The organism is Acetobacter okinawensis (assembly GCF_002153655.1).
In the GTDB taxonomy this organism is placed as follows: Bacteria; Pseudomonadota; Alphaproteobacteria; order Acetobacterales; family Acetobacteraceae; genus Acetobacter; species Acetobacter okinawensis_A.
In genome coordinates, this window is the sequence record NZ_JOPJ01000004.1 from 43707 (window position 1) to 62338 (window position 18632).

Sequence of the window (18632 nt, forward strand, 5' to 3'; positions counted from 1 at the left end):
GGACAGAGCAAAACCGTCTCTAAGCCAGACCAGACGGGCAGGTCAGCATGAATTTTATTACATTACAGACAGAATAAGATGTTTTCGGAATCATGCATTCCGCGCATACTGTCTTGGAAGAATTATATAAAAGCAGTCTGAGTGCCCTGCAAGGGTTCCGTACCATATTGGTCCGAAAATAAGCGGCTCGCAGAACTGATGCGACATCTGCAAATCACGATCATCAGACAGGTGATATATACAGGTTTTTTATCATATAACTAGTATTTTTAATATATTTTTTGCACAGGGCCTGTATGCATCCCGCTCTGCCCATACCCAAATGTAGCTTTGAAACCTAACTTATTTTTTAGGCCGCTGTTAATAATCGCCCATAATTCCAGCTGTTTGCACAACGCCCATTCCTCGACTTACCTAGCGCCTGCGTAACAAAAACAGGGCCTGCTCGCCAAACAGATTGGCCAGACGAATGGAGCGCCGCCACGGTGCACGCTCGCCCTCCTCATCCACCGCCATCCATTTTTCCACGATATATCCATCCTGGCGACAGAGTTCGAGAAAGTCCCGAATCGTACAGGGGTGAATATTCGGCGTCTCGTACCACGGTGTGTGCCACACGGCGGTCATGGGCATGCGTCCCCCCAGCAACAGGCGCAACCGAAGCTGCCAGTGGCCGAAGTTGGGAAAAGAGACAATGGCATACCGCCCGATGCGCAACATCTGCCGCAGCACCTCCTGCGGGCGCTCCACAGCCTGCAAGGTGCGCTGGAGCACCACATAATCGAATGAATGATCGGGGTAATAAGCCAGATCGTGGTCCGCATCCCCATGCACCACGGGCAGACCGTGGGCTACGGAGCGGGTCACCAGTTCCATATTCAGTTCAATACCACGGGCATCGCACCCACGCTCGCGGTATAAATGCCCGATCAGCGTGCCATCACCGCTGCCAATATCCAGCACGCGGGTCCGGGGTTCGATCATGTCGGCAATCAGGTGCTGGTCAAGGCGCATCAGGACAATCCCGCATGTTCGGCAACACCGCACAAAAAGCCCCGTACGGTCCGGTCAAAATCCGGCTCGTCGAGCAAAAAGGCATCATGGCCCTTGTCTGTTTCAATCTCAACAAACGAGACATTGGCTGCGGCCCGATTAAGTGCCCGCGCAAGCGTGCGTGCAGCAGACGTGGGGAAAAGCCAGTCCGAGGAAAAAGAAACAACGCAGAACCTGACCGCAGTGTCCGCAAAGGCGGGCGTCAGGTCTCCGTCATGGTCTGCGGCAATATCAAACCAGTCCATGGCCCGCGTAATGCTCAGGTAGGAATTGGCGTCAAACCGTCGGACAAAGCTGGAACCCTGATACCGCAGGTAGGATTCCACCTCAAAAATATCTCCAAAGGTGGAGACCGGCCCTTCCGGCCCCTGCCCGCCCACTGGCCCACGGCGCATCCGCCGCCCAAACTTGCGGGTCAGCGCTTCCTCCGACAGGTAGGTAATATGCGCCATCATACGGGCGACAGCCAGCCCACGCGCGGGAATAACCCCTTCCTCCCAGTACCGTCCGCCACGCCAGTCCGGGTCAGCAATAATGGCCTGACGCCCGACCTCATTAAACGCAATGTTCTGGGCAGAATGGTAGGGGGCTGTGGCAATGGGCATAACAGCCAGCATCATCTGCGGGTAGGTCACAGCCCACTCCAGCACCTGCATGCCGCCCATGGAGCCGCCAACCACGGCAAAAAGCCGCTCTATGCCAAGACTACGCACCAATTTGTGCTGCGCGCGCACCATATCGCGGATGGTAATGGGCGGGAACGCAGTACCCCATAATTCCTGCGGAGCCCCCTGCCCATCGGTCCGTGGGGAACGCGGGCCGGTGCTCCCCATGCACCCACCCAGAACATTGGAGCAGATCACAAAAAAGCGGTTTGTATCAATCGGCTTACCCGGCCCGACCATACGGCCCCACCAGCCCGGCTTGCCTGTAAGGGGGTGCGTTTCCGCCACATACTGGTCGCCCGTAAAGGCATGGCAGATGAGAATGGCATTGTCCCTTTGGGCAGAGAGCTGCCCATAGGTACAATACGCAATATCAACCGGTGCCAAGGTTACCCCGCAGTCCAGTTCCACCCCTTCGGGGAAGCTGGCATGCGGATGTTCACCAACACCAAGGGGCGCTGTGCTGTTCATAAACCCGCTGCATTCTCCAACCCGGACAGGCCGGGCAAAAAACCGTTGAGGTCCCACTTAACACAGGAACTGCCAGACCGGGGCGCTCCGGGTCATGGTCAGGACCAAGCCGGTGTTGAAGACTAGTGCTCCATCTTGAGCGCGGCAAGGAAGGCGCTTTGTGGAATTTCCACCTTACCAAACTGGCGCATGCGCTTTTTACCTTCTTTCTGCTTTTCCAGCAGCTTGCGCTTACGCGAGATGTCGCCACCATAACATTTGGCCGTCACGTCCTTGGACAGGGCACCTATGGTCTCACGCGCAATAACGCGGCTGCCAATGGCCGCCTGAATGGCGATCTTGAACAACTGGCGCGGGATCAGGTCCTTGAGCCGGGCACAAATGGAGCGCCCCCGTGTTTCGGCGGCTGAGCGGTGGGCGATAAAGCACAGCGCATCAACCGGCTCCTGATTGACCAGAATGGAAATACGCACAAGGTCGCTCTCCTCGTACCCATCCATCTGGTAATCAAAGCTGGCGTACCCGCGGGTGAGCGACTTGAGCCGGTCATAGAAGTCGAACACCACCTCATTGAGTGGCAGGCGGTAAACGGCCATGGCTCTGCTGCCAACATAGGTCAGATCGACCTGAATACCGCGCCGCTCCGTGCACAGGGTCAGAACCGCGCCCAGATATTCGTCAGGCACCATAATGTTGGCTTTGATCCATGGTTCCTCGATTTTTTCAATCAGGGAACCATCGGGCATGTCGGCCGGGTTATGGAGTTCTTCCATCTCTCCATTGGTACGATAGATTTTGTACACAACGGAGGGCGCTGTTGCGATCAGGTCCAGATCGAACTCGCGGGAGAGACGTTCCTGAATAATTTCGAGGTGCAACAGACCAAGGAAGCCACACCGGAACCCAAAGCCAAGTGCTGCCGATGTTTCCGCCTCATAATGGAAAGACGCATCATTCAGGCGCAGCTTGGCAAGGCTGTCACGCAGTTTTTCAAAATCATCGGAGACAATGGGGTAAAGCCCGCACCACACAACCGGAATGGACGGCTTAAAGCCCGGCAGGGGCGTAGCTGCTGGGCGGCGGTCATCCGTTATGGTGTCCCCCACATTACAGTCCGCAACGGTTTTGATGGCGGCGTTAATGAACCCCATCTCGCCCGGCCCAAGGCTTTCCACCGGTGTCATGCGCGGGGCAAACACACCCACCTGATCCACCTGATGCACCGCACCAGAGGACATCATGCGGACCTTCATCCCCCGCTTCAGGCGGCCTTCCTTGATCCGCACAAGCACAATCACGCCTAGGTACGGGTCATACCAGCTATCCACCAGCATGGCCTGCAGGGGCTTTTCCGCATCCCCGACCGGTGGAGGCAGACGGGTCACTACGGCTTCAAGCACCCCTTCAATATTCAGCCCTGTCTTGGCCGAAATCTCGACCGCATCATCTGCGGGAATGCCGATGACTTCCTCGATCTGTGCCTTAACACGCTCCGGCTCTGCTGCGGGCAGGTCCACCTTGTTGAGCACGGGCACAATTTCGTGGTTGGCATCTATGGCCTGATACACGTTGGCAAGGGTCTGGGCTTCCACCCCCTGAGAGGCATCCACCACCAGAAGCGAGCCTTCGCACGCGGCAAGGGAGCGGCTGACCTCGTAAGCGAAGTCAACATGTCCGGGCGTGTCCATCAGGTTCAGGACATAGGTCTTGCCATCCTTGGCAGGATAGGTCAGCCGAACGGTCTGCGCCTTGATGGTAATGCCACGCTCGCGCTCCAGGTCCATGTTATCCAGAACCTGATTGGTCATCTCACGCGCAGTCAGGGCGCCACACGCCTGAATCAGGCGGTCTGCCAAAGTGGACTTTCCATGATCGATATGTGCGATGATGGAAAAATTGCGGATGAGCGAAAGGGGTACATCGGTCATGCTGCCCCTTTACGGTAAATCGACAGAAAAGTCAGCCTGTTCCTCTGCTTCGGACACCACTTTCGCGCAATTTTTTCATGCACGGGAGCATTGCTCTGCCAGAACCCCATTGGCAGGGGGCAGAACAGCCCCGTTTACGGCTGTTGCATGCATGCTGATCTGCCCATCCTTGACGATCTCTGCCAACGGAGTAGGCCGCCCCAGCAAAAAGCCCTGTGCCTCATCACATCCAGCGGCGTTGAGCATGCTCAACTGCTCCGAGGTTTCTATCCCCTCAGCCATGACCGGAATATCAAACGCCTTGCCCAGCGCCAGCACGGCACGCACAACTGCCTGCGTGTGCTGGCTGCTCTGCGATGCTCCAAAAAAGGAACGGTCGATTTTTATAAGATCAAAAGGAAAGCGGCGCAGCGTATCAAGCGACGAATAGCCCGTACCAAAATCATCCAGCGCCAGACTGACCCCCATGTCCCTGATCTGGTGCAACACCTGCAGGGTGCGGGTCTGGTCGGCAATAACGGTCGACTCTGTCAGCTCCAGTTCAAGCCGCTTTGGGGGGAGCCCCGTTTCCTCCAGAACATTGGCCACAATCTGGGCAATGTCGGTATGGACAAACTGCATGCCCGACAGGTTGACCGCTACCTTGTAAGGCTGCTGCCACTGCACGGCCTGCATACACACGCTGCGCAGCACCCACTCACCGATCTGGAGAATAAGATCACTCTCCTCCGCTAGCGGAATAAACTCATCGGGCATGATGGTGCCCCGCGTGGGGTGCTGCCACCGCACGAGCGCCTCATAACCCCGGATTTCCCCCGTAGCGATGACCCGTTGCACCTGATAGCAGACACTCAGTTGCCCGGCCTTGAGCGCGCCGCGCAAATCCGCTGCGAGCTTGCGCCGGGTGCGCACCTTTTCATCCATTGCAGGCTCATAAAAGCAGGGCTTGCGGGCCGGGTCGGCCTTGGCGCGGTACATGGCCAGGTCGGCGTTGTTAATCAGTGTCTCCTTATCCGCCGCATGGTCGGGCCAGATGGCCACCCCCAAGCTGGCGCCGGGCAGCACCTCGGAGTCCTCAAAACGGATCGGCTTGAACAGAACCTCCTCCAGCCTGCGCAGGAAGGTCCGGATCTGCTCCCCCGATCCGGCACGGCACAGGGCCAGAAACTCATCCCCACCCGTGCGGGCAATAAATTCGCCGGTGTTGTCCTGTAACAGTCCACGCAGCCTGCGCCCCAGAATACGCAGGACCTCGTCCCCCGCCCTGTGGCCACGCAGATCATTGATTTCCTTGAACCTGTTCAGGTCAATCCCGATCAGGGCCAGCCGCGCGTTGTTCTCCCGCGCCCAGTCCAGCTCCAGATCAAGGCGCTGATGGAAGTTCAGCCGGTTGGGCAGGCCTGTCAGTGTGTCATTCAGGGCCATACGCCGCAGTTTTTCCACCGACTCCGCGCGTGAGCTGTCGTCGATCATGCCGCTGACCAGCCCGCCACTCAAAATCAGGAAGGACATGATGGCAATAGCGACCGCCAGCACAAGGGAATCGTGCGTGCTGGCCACGACCCCTGTCTGCTGCATGCCCTGCACATGGTAGGCGGCCATACCAATAAAATGCACACACAGCACCGCCAGCGCGAGCACTCCCGCCATATAGGAAACCCCATGGCGGCCCGACCGCACACCCGCACGCACTGCCAGCACGCTCAACACAACTGCGGCCACGACTGAGAGCACCAGACAGGGCATGTTCCATGTCGTCTGCCCCTGCACCCGGTAGGCCAGCATGCCGGTGTAATGCATGGCAACAATAGACAGACCGACAATAACGCCGCCTGTTTCTGGCAAAAAACGCACAAAACGGCATGTTGCCAGCATAAACCCGATGGTGCTGCCTAACACCGCAATCAACAGGGATACGCTTGTCAGCAGCGGGTCAAACCGCGCGGGGGTGCCCGCAGCATATCCCAGCATGGCCACAAAATGCGTGCACCAGATTGCAACACCGCTTGAAAGGGCGGTGAGAAAAAGCCACGCATACCATTGGTTGTTTTTAGCGCGAAGAGCATGCCGGAACAGGGACGCCGTAACCCCCGACCCGCAAAAACACAGCAAGGCAGCGACAAAGACCAACCAAAGATTATGCTGGCCAAGAATGCACCTTACAACCATCATTCAATACGCACCCCATTACTCAACCGCTTGAAAAACAAACCATTTTGAAAAAACTACTTCAAAATTCCCCAACCCGGTCCGGCCTGCGCCGCCAGCAGCGCCGGAGTCTGCTCCATTATTCAGAATATTTCCTGTGAAAATCCAGCCCTCTGTTTACCTTTTAATAACGATTTGTCTAAACAGTCATCATGACAATCCTGTGTAACCAGGCTCCGTCCCCCTGTGCGGGCAGCACATGCATGTCCGCCCCCCGAAAAGAACAGATAACGCGCTCCGCCTCTCCGGCCTCAATCAGCAGGCCCATAACAGGTGTACGCGCCGGGGCGTGCAGCAACACCCTATCCCCCTCCCGCAGGGGGAGCGAGGGCGCCACCACAACAGACCCGCCATCCCGCACAACTGGCTCCATGGCGTCAGTATCCACCCTGACCACGTAAGTACCCGGCTCACTCCACCACTGGCCGGGAGAGTTCTCCCACTCCCACACAGGACCACACGGCAACCCGTACTGGTCAAACACCCCCTCCTGACCCAGCATGGAATAGGACAGAGCGCGGAGCTTGCCTGCCTGCTCCGCCAGAGGAGCGTGGCCGACCTCCTCCCCCGCAACATGCCGGGCAAAAACAGCCAGCGGCACCTGCAAAACATCAAGAATGCCCAAAAGGGTTGGCAGGGATGGCCAGCGCATACCACCACCTGCCACAACCCGACGGGACGGGTTGAGCGCCGTTGCATCCAACCCGGCTGCACGTGCCAGAGCGGAAGGCGTAAACCCACGCTCACGCCCCAATGTGTCCAGCACCTGCCAGACCCGTTGTGGCTGCGCGATCATGATCTTGGGGGGGCGGAGTGTGCGGGTGTGCCTTTGAGCTTCAACACCTCAAGCCCATGGCGGGCCTGACCGGCATCCGTTGCCACAAAGCGTCCATCAGGGTTCCGCGCCACCAGCCCCATACGCTCCAGCCGTTCAAGGCAGGGGTCATCCTTCAGCCCGGCCGGGCGTCCGCCCGGGCCAGCAAGGTAGAGCCTGTGCAAGGCGGAGCGGCAGCATGTCTGAAGGTAAGGTTCGTTCCACATTCCATGCACGATCACCGATCCCGCATGGAACTGCAAGGCTTACCCACTCTACCGCACCGGTTGTCAGTGCGTGCCCGGGGGAAGGGCATAAGCAACAATATAATCCCCCTCCCGCGTGCCAAAGGAGCCGTGCCCGCCGTCAACCGTCACTACATACTGGCGGGCATTGGCCTCGTAGGTCATTGGGGTGGACTGTCCCCCTGCGGGCAGGCGGTCCTCCCACAGGACCTTGCCGGTCGTCACATCATACGCACGGATATAATAATCCGATGTGGAGGTCAGAAACGCCACCCCACCTGCGGTCATGATCGGCCCGCCAAGGGAAGGTACTCCGACCTTGAAGCCAAAAGGCAGAGGGGAACTGTCCCGCGTTGTGCCATTGCGGTGCTGCCACGCAATGGTGTTGGTCTTCAGGTCCACCCCGGCCACAAAGCCCCACCCCGGCTGTTTGCACGGAATCCCGAAGGGGGAGAGGAACGGGTGCAGGTCCACCCCAAAAGGCGTGCCATACTGGGGCTGCAAACCGTTCTCCCCACCAGATGCTGCCGTGTCGTGCGTGGTGGGGGGCACCACCTGATTCTCCGTTGGCCGCGGCACAAGGCGGGACACAAAGGGAATCCCTATAGGGTTTGCAAACGCTATCTGCCGCACCGGGTCCACGGCCAGCCCACCCCACTCAAACATGCCCAGATTACCGGGGAAGACCAGCGTCCCCTGCACAGATGGTGGGGTAAACGGCCCTTCGTAACGCAATTGCTTGAACATGACCCGGCAAACCAGCTGGTCCAGCATGGTCGCCCCCCACATATCCTTATCCGTCAGTTTGTTTTTGGGGCGGAAGGTCAGTTGCGAGAACGGCTGGGTGGCCGAGACATGGTCCCCCATGGCCGCGCCCTGCGGCACCGCCTGCTCTGGGGCGGGTACCAGCAACTGCCCGTTCCTGCGGTCGAGCACAAAAATATTGCCGGTTTTGGCGGGCGCGTACAAGGCTGGCACCACCGTGCCATCGGGCTGGGTAAAGTCGATCAAACTCGGCTGGGCAGGCACGTCCATGTCCCACAAGTCGTGGTGAACAGTCTGGTAAAACCAGACTTTGTGGCCCGTATTGGCATCCAGCGCCAGAATGCCCGATGCGTAGCGCTCCTGCACATCCGTGCGCTTACCACCCCATATGTCGGGCGTGGCAACCCCTGTGGGAATATAGATCAGGCCCAACTTTGCATCATAAGCGGAAACAATCCACGAGTTGGGAGAATTGGGGGTGTACTGGTGCGTGCTCGAAGGCAGCATATTGGGGTCCGGGTTGCCCGGGTCAAACGCCCACACCAGTTGGCCACTGTACAGGTCGTATGCCCGCATGACCCCTGATGGTTCATGCGTGGAGTAGTTATCTGTCACAGCGCCTGAAATAATAACCAGCCTGTCTGTCACAACAGGGGGGGAGGTCGGCTCATAAAAGCCGAGAACACGCATGGGCATGCCCTCGGTCAGGTCCACAGTGCCCTTATTCCCAAACGCCGGGCACAACTGGCCTGTCCGGGCATCCAGCGCCATCAGCCGTCCATCATTGGTTGGCAGAAAAATACGCTCCGCACAGGGCTGCGGTGCAACCGGCCCACCAGCTTCCGCCGTGGAGGAGCGCGCTGGTGTGGCGGCATAGGAGACGCCACGGCAGGTCAGGTGCTGAAAAGTCGGGTTTACCAGCAACTGAGGGTCAAACCGCCACACCTGCCTGCCTGTTGCTGCATCCAGAGCAAACACGATCTGATGCGGCGAGCATAGGTACAGCGTGTTGCCGATTTTGATTGGTGTTGCCTCATCCGTAATTTCCACCGGATCATCAGGCCCGCGCATGTCGTGGGTTCTGAACGTCCATGCGACCTGAAGGTGGCTCACATTCCCTGCGTTAATCTGGCTTAAGGGGGAATAACGGTCCCCCGCCTGTGTGCGGCCATATGCGGGCCAGTCCTGCGCAGGCACAGCGGCAGCATCTCCGGGGAGTTGCATGCCGTTATAGGCTGTTTGCACGCGGGGCAGCGCCCCGGCCATATCCTGCGGGTCCTGGGTAAGTGCATAACCATACACCCCAAGCCCGGCCAGAATGACCACCAGCAGGGGAATGCGGTTCCATACCGAGACCGGGTGCAACTCCCGGGCCACAAAAGGCAAAAGCAGCCATACCCCCAGAGGCAGCACAACATCCCCTCTAGGCGCCAGCGCCCAGAAGTCAAACCCCACCTCGGCCATGGACCAGAAGAGCGTAGCCGCAGCCACCGCCGCGTAAAGCCACAAGGCCTCGCGCCGTTGCCGCCAGAGCAGCAGGCCGGTCCCCACAATTCCCAGACCGCAGATTACATAAAAACCGGAACCACCCAGTATGGCCAGCCAGCCACCGCCCCCTACCAGACCGGCACCGAGTATGATGCAGATCAATGCCGTGATTTTTGACAGAATATGGGAACGGCCGCCTTGCATGACCGGCATTCTCCTTACGTTACAAAGAGCACTTCCTTGGACCTGAAATGCTCATTCAGGGTTCATCAATATCATTTCCGTACAAATGTATCATATTATACTTAAAAATCGAATAAGTTTTCCGGCAGGCATATTGTGCATAAAAAAAACGCGGTCCCAACAAAGGGGCCGCGTCTTTTATTATCCGCCGTAACAGCCCCGAAGGGCTGTACAATCAGACAGAGTAGTACATTTCGAACTCAATCGGGTGGGGCGTGTGTTCAAAGCGATACACATCGTTCCACTTCAGCGTGATGTAGCTGTCGATCTGGTCTTTGGTGAACACACCGCCAGCAAGCAGGAACTCATGGTCAGCCGCCAGAGCTTCCAGCGCTTCACGCAGGGAGCCAGCAACCGTGGGGATCTGCTTCAGTTCTTCGGGCGGCAGGTCATACAGATCCTTGTCCATGGCATCGCCCGGATGGATCTTGTTTTTAATGCCGTCCAGACCAGCCATCAGCATTGCGGAGAATGCCAGATAGGGGTTTGCCGTCGGGTCGGGGAAGCGAACTTCAACGCGCTTGGCTTTGGGGCTGGTCGCGTACGGAATACGGCAAGAAGCGGAGCGGTTGCGGGCAGAATAAGCCAGCAGCACCGGAGCTTCAAAACCCGGAATCAGACGCTTGTAGGAGTTGGTGGACGGGTTGGTAAAGGCGTTCAGCGCCTTTGCGTGCTTGATGATACCGCCGATGTAATACAGCGCCGTATCGGACAGGTCAGCATAACCGTTGCCAGCAAAGGTGGACTTGCCGTCTTTCCAGATGGACTGGTGGACATGCATGCCCGAGCCGTTATCGCCAAAGATCGGCTTCGGCATGAACGTGGCGGTCTTGCCATAGGAGTGCGCCACGTTGTGCACACAGTATTTGTAGATCTGCATGAAGTCGGCGGAGCGGACCAGCGTTTCAAACTTGGTGCCAAGTTCATGCTGGGACTGCGCAACCTCATGGTGGTGCTTTTCAATGGCTAGGCCCATTTCGCCCATTGTTGCCAGCATTTCAGCGCGCAGGTCGCTTTCGCTGTCAACTGGAGCAACGGGAAAGTAGCCACCCTTCACGCCCGGACGATGGCCCATGTTGCCTTCGGGGTAGTCCTTGAGGGACGCATCGGGGCCTTCAATGCTGTCAAGCTGGTAGGTGCCGTAATTCGGGCCTGTGCCAAACTGGACGTTGTCGAAGATGAAGAACTCGGCTTCGGGGCCAAAAAAGGCCGTGTCGCCCAGACCGGAGGACTTGAGGTACTGCTCGGCCAGCTTGGCGGTGGAGCGCGGGTCGCGGTTATAGGGCTGCCCGGTGGACGGTTCGATAATATCGCAGAACAGGATCAGCTGCGGACGGGCAGAGAACGGGTCCATAACAGCGGACGTGGCGTCGGGCAGCAGAACCATGTCGCTTTCGTTAATGGCTTTCCACCCTGCGATGGAAGACCCGTCGAACATAAAGCCGTCGGTAAAGCTGTCTTCCTCAATGGTGCTGACGTGCTGGCACGTGTGCTGCCATTTGCCGTGCGTATCCGTAAAACGCAGGTCAACCAGTTCGACCGAATGTTCCTGAATCAGGTCAAAAACCTTGGCAATTGCAGCAGCCTTGCTGTCGCCCGCCGAAGCTGTTTTCTTCACCATGCTCTCTTCACCTAAAAGCCTGTTGTGTTCCGCACCTTGCGGAAACATGCCGTGGAATTATGGAACGCGCCCTGCCAGAACCTGCCGCCACGCGGCAGACCGTCAGATCGCGTCTTCCCCTCGCTCACCCGTGCGGATTCGCACTACATCGTCCACCGGGATCACGAAAATTTTGCCATCACCGATCCGTCCGGTGCGCGCTGCCGTGGAAATGGCTTCCACAGCGCGCTCCACCATGGAAGCGGGACAGACAACCTCGATTTTCATCTTTGGGAGAAAATCAACAATGTATTCAGCGCCGCGATAAAGCTCCGTATGACCTTTCTGGCGCCCGAAACCCTTGGCTTCGATCACGGTAATACCCTGCAACCCGAGCTCATGAAGGGCTTCCTTCACCTCATCGAGTTTGAAGGGCTTTATAATGGCCTCGATCTTTTTCATCACGCGTCGTCAACACACCGTTGCTGGACCCCTACGGGGCCTGTACTCTCTTGCCCTCCTGCCCGAGCTGTTACAAACCTCGGACACCAAGCTGAAACACACTTGCACGGCTTGCCCCTTCGGGCAATCGGGTAGATGTGAATTTGTATCGGTAAAGCATTAAACAGAACTTTCATCACCGGGCGCTGCGGTGGCGCCTTCCTCTTTTTTCCTACGGATCTGCCGGGCAAGGGAATTTGCAATGACAAAAGCATTTAACAGCCAGCTTGCCGACCTGCCTGTGACCATTTTTACGGTCATGTCCGCGCTGGCCCGCCAGCATGACGCTGTAAACCTCGGGCAGGGCTTTCCCGATCAGGAAGGTCCACAGGACATGATTCGCCTTGCAGCCGATGCTCTGCTTGACGGGCAGAACCAGTATGCGCCGCTCACAGGACTGCCCGAACTGCGGACAGCCGTGGCACAGGCCAACCTGCGTTTTCAGGGCATTACGGTCGATGCCGATTCGGAAGTGATCGTCACCTCCGGCGCAACAGAAGCGCTGGCCGCATCCCTTATGGCGTTGATTGAGCCGGGGGATGAGGTGGTGCTGATGGAACCGCTATACGACACCTACCTGCCTGTTATACGCCAGCTCGGCGGTATTGCGCGCATTGTGCGGCTACAAGCGCCAGACTGGGCGCTGCCACGGCAGGCGCTGGCCGATGCCTTCTCCCCCCGCACCAAAGCAATCCTTGTCAATTCTCCCATGAACCCGACCGGCAAGGTGTTCACGGCGGAGGAACTGGCCTTTATCGCCACCCTTGTGCAAAAGCACGACACCTTCGCCATCTGCGACGAGGTCTATGAGCACCTTGTCTTCAACACGCCCCACATCTCGCTCATGTCCCTGCCGGGCATGCGTGAGCGCTGCGTGCGGATCGGGAGTGCTGGCAAGAGCTTTTCCCTGACCGGGTGGAAAGTCGGATACGTCACCGCCCCCGCCCCGCTGGCCGCAGTCATTGCCAAGGCCCACCAGAACCTTGTGTTTGCCACCCCGCCCAACCTGCAACGCGCCGTGGCCTTTGGCCTGAACAAGGATACAGATTATTTTGCAACTCTGGCGCAGGACATGGCCACGCAGGGCACCCTCCTTGCATCCGGCTTGCAGCGGCTGGGTTTTGGCGTGCTACCGTATCAGGGCAGCTACTTTGTCATGGCTGACATTACCCCTCTGGCCAACGGGCTGGATGATGTGGCCTTTACCCGCCTGCTCAGCGAGCAGGCCCGCGTAACAGCCATTCCCGCTTCTGCGTTCTATCATGCTGACCCACCACGCAACCTGATCCGCTTTGCCTTTTGCAAACGCCCCGAAGTGTTGCGCGAAGCACTGAACCGGCTGGAGGCGTGGAAAAACCGGTAAAACGGTTTTTTCCACCCAACACGCAATTATCTAATTGACGGACCACACTCTTTTCTCTAAACGTCCGCTTGCTGTGCGGCGGACGTAGCTCAGTTGGTAGAGCGCCGGTTTGTGGTACCGGTGGTCGCGGGTTCAAGTCCCGTCGTTCGCCCCAGCCTCACATCTCCTTGTAAAAATATTGCATCAGCACTTCTCCCAGCTTCGGCTGGCAGGGCTATGCCTGTGCTTTACCCTCAGCCGAAGGCCAGAGCGCACATGACGAATTGCATGGCAAACCGCAGATAACGACAGCGTTCAGGCCAGAATCCCTCTATGGTGTATTCTCCAACCCTGTCGTCATGGCATAAAACATACCATGCAACGCATTCTCCCCTTCCCATGCCTGCTCGCCCTGTTAGCACTCTCCGCCTGCTCTGCCGCCACGGCACCGCCCAACACACCGCTGGCGGAATCCGCATTGTATCAGGCCAAGCAGAGTTGTGTGGACACCTACCAGACACGCCCCGGTCAGGTAGCACAGGGAAATATGGAAAAGCTGATGAACTGCTTAGCCAAAGCCACACAAAAATATGGGCGGCAGGCTTACGGGCCTTATGCCCCCATTTACATGGAAGGCGCATCTGAGGGAGTGGAAGCGGCACGGCACCTGAAGGAGGGGCTCTACACCCCCGACCAGTTCGGCAGTGAGATCGGGTTGATTGAAGAGCAGGAAAACTCGGCCATCTTGCAAAAAAAAGCTCAGATGAACGCCCCACTCGACCCCATTTTACAGCCCGTTCCTGCCGCATCACACTAACGCCCGAGCACACCACAGGCAGAGACCGACGGCACGCAGAACACGAACGCATCTGCCTGACCGGAATGTGATAACATGAACACATCGGCGCAAAACCGGCCATTTTAGCCAGATACCGCTCCAAAACCGACTATTCCTGTCCCGAATGTGAAGTGCCGGGCGCTTTACGGTCGGGGTAAGCTGTTCAATCCATAAGATGCATAACGCTCATACACATTGCGTAGCATTCGTGAGAACAAACAAGAAAACCATGTCGGAAATGGATTGGTAATCATGGCTAAAATCAAGGTCAAAAACCCGGTCGTAGAAATGGACGGGGATGAAATGACCCGTATTATCTGGCACTTCATCCGCGAACGGCTGATCCTGCCTTATCTGGATATTGACCTCAAATACTACGATCTGGGCATTGAACACCGCGACGCCACGAACGATCAGGTCACTGTGGATGCTGCCGAGGCGACCAAGCGGTACGGGGTTGCGGTCAAATGCGCCACCATTACCCCTGACGAAGCGCGCGTGGCGGAATTCGGCCTGAAAAAAATGTACCGCTCCCCCAATGGCACCATCCGCAACATTCTGGATGGCACCATTTTTCGTGAGCCCATCATCTGCTCCAACGTCCCCCGTCTGGTGCCCCACTGGACCAAGCCGATTGTCATTGGCCGCCATGCTTATGGAGACATCTACCGCGCGGCGGAAACCAGAATTCCCGGCCCCGGCAAAGTCACCCTGAATTATGTGCCAGACGATGGGGGCGAGCCAATTACGCTGGATGTGCACAACTTTACAGGTCCGGGTGTTACACTGGGCATGCACAACACGCGCGCATCCATCGAAGGCTTTGCCCGTGCATCGCTCTCCTACGGGCGGGACCGCAAACTGCCAGTTTACCTGTCCACCAAAAACACCATTCTCAAAGCCTATGACGGCATGTTCAAGGATGTGTTCGCCGAAGTCTATGAAGCTGAGTTCAAGGCCGAGTTTGAAAAACTGGGCCTGACCTACGAACACCGCCTGATTGATGACATGGTGGCCTGTGCGCTCAAATGGCCCGGTGGCTACGTCTGGGCATGCAAAAACTACGATGGCGACGTAGAGAGCGACATTGTCGCTCAGGGCTTTGGCAGTCTGGGCCTGATGACATCCGTCCTGCTCAGCCCCTCTGGCGATGTGGTGGAGGCCGAGGCCGCCCACGGCACGGTGACCCGCCACTACCGCGAACACCAGAAAGGCAAACCCACCAGCACCAACCCCATTGCCTCCATTTTTGCATGGACTCGGGGGCTGGCCTATCGCGGACGCTTTGATAACACCCCCGATGTGGTGCATTTTGCCAACACGCTGGAAAAAGTGTGCATTGATACGGTTGAAGGCGGTCAGATGACCAAAGACCTTGCCCTGCTCGTTGGCAAGGACGCCCGCTGGCTGGATACACAACCCTTTTTGGACGTGCTGGACGAGCGCCTTAAAAAGGAACTGGCAAAAGCCTGACTTTACCGTGCAGGCCCGTATACTGCGGGCCTGCACACCACTTTACCTCCACATGCCGCACTCCTTGCCAAATATGCGCAAAACCCTGCCATTTGCCATTGCGTCCAAACCGGCGCTGACGCAAAACAGGGCCTTAAATATGAGCATAACCTTAAGAGCAGGACCCTGCGCATGTCAGACTTCCCCGCAGAAACAGACGTTGCCATTATAGGGGCAGGCCCGGCCGGGCTGTTTGCCGCTTTCCAATGCGCCATGCTGCGCCTGCGTTGTGTGCTGATAGACGTCCTGCCCGAAGTGGGCGGCCAGTGTGCGGCTCTCTACCCCGAAAAACCGATTTACGACATTCCCGCCTGCCCCGCCGTGGAAGGGGCCGAACTGATTGCCAATCTGGAACGCCAGATTGCCCCATTCAACATCCCCCGCCTGCTCAAACACCGGGTGGAAGGACTGAGCGGACAGCGTGGAGACTTTACGCTGACCACCGATCAGGGGAGCAGCCTGCACGCCAAAGCGGTAATTATTGCCGCAGGGGCAGGCGCCTTTGGTCCCAACCGCCCCCCGCTGGACGGACTTGGCGCGTATGAAGATAGCGGCGCAGTACAATACTATGTCCGCCGTAAGGCAGATTTCAAGAACAAGCGCATCGTCATTGCCGGTGGCGGAGATTCCGCGCTGGACTGGGCGCTCTCGCTCAAGGACGCGGCTGCCAAACTCTATCTGGTCCACCGCCGTGACCGCTTCCGTGGCGCGCCAGAAAGCCTGCGCCAGCTTGATGAGGCAGTCGCTGCCGGACAGATTGAAAAAGTCGTCCCCTACCAACTCCATGGCCTGCGCGGGGCAGATGGTGCTTTAAGCGGTGTGGATGTGATTGACATGGATGGCACCACCCGCACGCTGGATGCAGATGTGCTGCTGCCATTTTTTGGCCTTGCAACAGACCTTGGCCCTGTTGCCCGCTGGGGCATGGATACCCAGCGCTCCACCATTCCCGTCTCCCCCTCCAATTGCGAAACAAGCCTTGCAGGCGTTTTTGCCATTGGTGACGTGGCAACCTATCCGGGCAAACTCAAGCTGATCCTGCAAGGCTTTAGCGAGGCGGCAATGGCCGCACATGCCATTCACCCCATTATTTACCCCGAACAGGCCCTGCACTTCGAATATTCGACCAGCAAGGGTGTGCCTGCGGCGTAGCCCCTCCCTTTTGGCCTGCGGGGCCGACTGCCATAATACCACCTCCTTTAAGGGATAGGCGTGTCAGGGCAGGGTGCCAGCAGGCCCCGCTTCCATACTGCGGGAGAGTCTGTTCTCCCATCCCTTTACTAAGGATGAAGCCGTGAAAATCATTATCCTTGGCGCAGGTGTTGTGGGCGTTACGTCTGCTTGGTATCTGAACGCTGCGGGGCATGACGTTACGGTCATTGACCGCCAGCCCGCCCCTGCGCAGGAGACATCCTTTGCCAACGCGGGGCAGGTCTCGCCCGGCTATTCCACACCGTGGGCCGCACCGGGTCTGCCCTGGCAGGCCATGAAGTGGATGACACACCCACGCCACAGCCCGCTGGTCATACGCAAACGGCTGGACATGGCCATGCTGCGCTGGATTGGGCAACTGCTCAAAAACTGCAATGCACAGTCCTATGCGCTCAACAAAGCCCGGATGCTGCGCGTGGCCGAATACAGCCGCGACTGCCTGGACGCCCTGCGTGAGGAAACCGGCATAACCTATGATGACCGCCAGCAAGGGCTGATCCAGCTTTTCCGCACCGATGGGCAGATCAGCAAAATCCAGCGTGACATGCGCCTGCTGGATGAGAGCGGCATTCCCCACCTGTTATTGAGTGTTGATGACATTCTGGAGCATGAGCCGGGGCTGCGCCATGCGGCCCATCTGCTCAAGGGCGGGCTGTTCCTCCCCCATGACCAGTCGGGGGATGCGCATATTTTCACCCAGAGGCTGGCCCGCATGGCAGAAGCCAAAGGGGTCCGCTTTCTTTACAACACCACCATACAGGGGCTGGATGCAACGGGGGATAGTGTTGTCTCCGTCCGCACCAGTGCGGGGCATCTGAGCGCGGACAGCTATGTTATGGCACTGGGGAGCTACAGCGCACGCCTGCTGCGCCCGCTGGGCCTGCACCTGCCCGTCTACCCCGTTAAAGGGTACTCCCTGACCCTGCCCCTGACGGATGAGAGCCACGCACCCGCCGCCACGGTGAACGATGCAACCTACAAGGTCTCCATCACACGACTGGGCAACAGAATAAGGGTTGGTGGCACGGCAGAGCTGACGGGCTACAACCTTAAACTCAGCCCGGACAGGCGCGAAACACTGGAACTCTCTTTTTCCGAACTGTATGGCGGTGGGGATATGAGCGCTGCCACATACTGGACCGGCCTGCGCCCCTGCACACCCGATGGCACCCCCGTTATTGGCCCGGCAGCACCCTTTGGCAATCTATGGCTCAATACCGGCCATGGCACCCTTGGCTGGACCATGGCGTGCGGGTCTGGCCGCCTGATTGCCGACATGATCCTTGGCCGCAAGACCGACATACCCGCTCTTGATCTGGCTTTGAGCCGATACGGCTGAACTAGCGGCGCACCGCATATAACAAAAGGGCCAGAGAGTTCCCTCTCTGGCCCTTTTGTTTAAGGCACTCATGCCTCCGTCACTCACGGCGGCGGACTTAAGCCCACCGCCCCATAAGTGCGGAAGATTTACTGAGCGGATTCAGCAGCCGGAGCAGCTTCGCTCTTGGCAGCTTTTTTGCCGTGGTGCTTGCCACCATGCTTTGCATGCTTTGCGTGCTTTTCGGCTTTTTTGCCTTCTTCAGCAGCAGGAGCTGCAGGAGCAGCGGCTTCAGAAGCGGCGGGGGCAGCAGCAGCCGGAGCGGCAGGAGCAGCAGCTTCCTGAGCGAAAGAAGGAACAGCAGCGCCCATCAGGGCAACGGTGGAAAGAGCTGCGAGCAGACGACGAGAAATCATTTCTTAAATCTCC

General features: G+C 58.1%; 15 protein-coding genes and 1 tRNA gene. 6 read left to right on the forward strand and 10 right to left on the reverse strand.

Going from position 1 to position 18632, the window contains the following annotated elements:
- Nucleotides 1–414: 414 nt before the first annotated feature.
- From metW to HK26_RS02480, 9 genes are all read right to left on the reverse strand, one after another.
- Nucleotides 415–1014, reverse strand: a complete 600-nt coding sequence (gene metW / locus HK26_RS02440; RefSeq protein WP_086638330.1) for a methionine biosynthesis protein MetW — start codon at nucleotides 1012–1014, stop codon at nucleotides 415–417.
- A complete protein-coding gene (gene metX, locus HK26_RS02445) occupies nucleotides 1014–2189 on the reverse strand; it encodes a homoserine O-acetyltransferase MetX (RefSeq protein WP_086638331.1) in 1176 nt (391 codons plus the stop codon). Before metX ends, metW begins: the two co-directional genes overlap by 1 nt.
- Nucleotides 2190–2311: 122 nt before the next feature.
- Nucleotides 2312–4117 carry a translation elongation factor 4 gene (lepA, locus tag HK26_RS02450; protein WP_025826271.1) on the reverse strand — a complete coding sequence of 602 codons (1806 nt, stop codon included), beginning with the start codon at nucleotides 4115–4117 and terminating at the stop codon, nucleotides 2312–2314.
- Between the two features lie 75 nt (nucleotides 4118–4192).
- Nucleotides 4193–6289, reverse strand: coding sequence for a putative bifunctional diguanylate cyclase/phosphodiesterase (locus tag HK26_RS02455; RefSeq protein WP_086638332.1), 2097 nt, complete (start codon nucleotides 6287–6289; stop codon nucleotides 4193–4195).
- Between the two features lie 175 nt (nucleotides 6290–6464).
- A complete protein-coding gene (locus tag HK26_RS02460) occupies nucleotides 6465–7121 on the reverse strand; it encodes a helix-turn-helix transcriptional regulator (RefSeq protein WP_086638333.1) in 657 nt (218 codons plus the stop codon).
- A complete protein-coding gene (locus tag HK26_RS02465; RefSeq protein WP_086638334.1) occupies nucleotides 7118–7366 on the reverse strand; it encodes a hypothetical protein in 249 nt (82 codons plus the stop codon). The genes HK26_RS02460 and HK26_RS02465 overlap by 4 nt, the downstream gene beginning before the upstream one ends.
- Nucleotides 7367–7429: 63 nt before the next feature.
- Nucleotides 7430–9841, reverse strand: coding sequence for a glucose/quinate/shikimate family membrane-bound PQQ-dependent dehydrogenase (locus HK26_RS02470; RefSeq protein ID WP_374188205.1), 2412 nt, complete (start codon nucleotides 9839–9841; stop codon nucleotides 7430–7432).
- Between the two features lie 214 nt (nucleotides 9842–10055).
- The gene (gene glnA / locus HK26_RS02475) at nucleotides 10056–11501 is read right to left on the reverse strand and encodes a type I glutamate--ammonia ligase (protein ID WP_086638378.1); all 1446 of its coding nucleotides are present in this window, start codon (nucleotides 11499–11501) and stop codon (nucleotides 10056–10058) included.
- Nucleotides 11502–11603: 102 nt separating this feature from the next.
- The gene (locus tag HK26_RS02480) at nucleotides 11604–11942 is read right to left on the reverse strand and encodes a P-II family nitrogen regulator (protein ID WP_025826259.1); all 339 of its coding nucleotides are present in this window, start codon (nucleotides 11940–11942) and stop codon (nucleotides 11604–11606) included.
- Nucleotides 11943–12183: 241 nt separating this feature from the next.
- On the opposite strand from HK26_RS02480, the gene HK26_RS02485 reads away from it, so the two are divergent.
- The 6 genes from HK26_RS02485 to HK26_RS02510 all read left to right on the forward strand — a co-directional run bounded on the left by HK26_RS02485 (nucleotide 12184) and on the right by HK26_RS02510 (nucleotide 18224).
- Entirely contained in the window at nucleotides 12184–13344 is a 1161-nt protein-coding gene (locus tag HK26_RS02485) for an aminotransferase (RefSeq protein WP_086638336.1), read from the forward strand.
- Nucleotides 13345–13422: 78 nt separating this feature from the next.
- Nucleotides 13423–13498 (forward strand) — tRNA-His (locus tag HK26_RS02490).
- A gap of 201 nt (nucleotides 13499–13699) precedes the next feature.
- Entirely contained in the window at nucleotides 13700–14140 is a 441-nt protein-coding gene (locus HK26_RS02495; protein WP_086638337.1) for a hypothetical protein, read from the forward strand.
- Nucleotides 14141–14413: 273 nt separating this feature from the next.
- Nucleotides 14414–15634: an NADP-dependent isocitrate dehydrogenase gene (locus HK26_RS02500; protein ID WP_086638338.1), complete on the forward strand. Its 1221-nt coding sequence runs from the start codon at nucleotides 14414–14416 to the stop codon at nucleotides 15632–15634.
- A 171-nt stretch (nucleotides 15635–15805) separates the two neighbouring features.
- Nucleotides 15806–16825: an NAD(P)/FAD-dependent oxidoreductase gene (locus HK26_RS02505; protein ID WP_086638339.1), complete on the forward strand. Its 1020-nt coding sequence runs from the start codon at nucleotides 15806–15808 to the stop codon at nucleotides 16823–16825.
- A 142-nt stretch (nucleotides 16826–16967) separates the two neighbouring features.
- The gene (locus HK26_RS02510) at nucleotides 16968–18224 is read left to right on the forward strand and encodes a D-amino acid dehydrogenase (protein ID WP_086638379.1); all 1257 of its coding nucleotides are present in this window, start codon (nucleotides 16968–16970) and stop codon (nucleotides 18222–18224) included.
- 128 nt (nucleotides 18225–18352) lie between these two features.
- Here HK26_RS02510 and HK26_RS02515 read toward each other — a convergent pair whose 3' ends face one another.
- A complete protein-coding gene (locus tag HK26_RS02515) occupies nucleotides 18353–18619 on the reverse strand; it encodes a hypothetical protein (protein WP_086638340.1) in 267 nt (88 codons plus the stop codon).
- Nucleotides 18620–18632 lie beyond the last annotated feature (13 nt).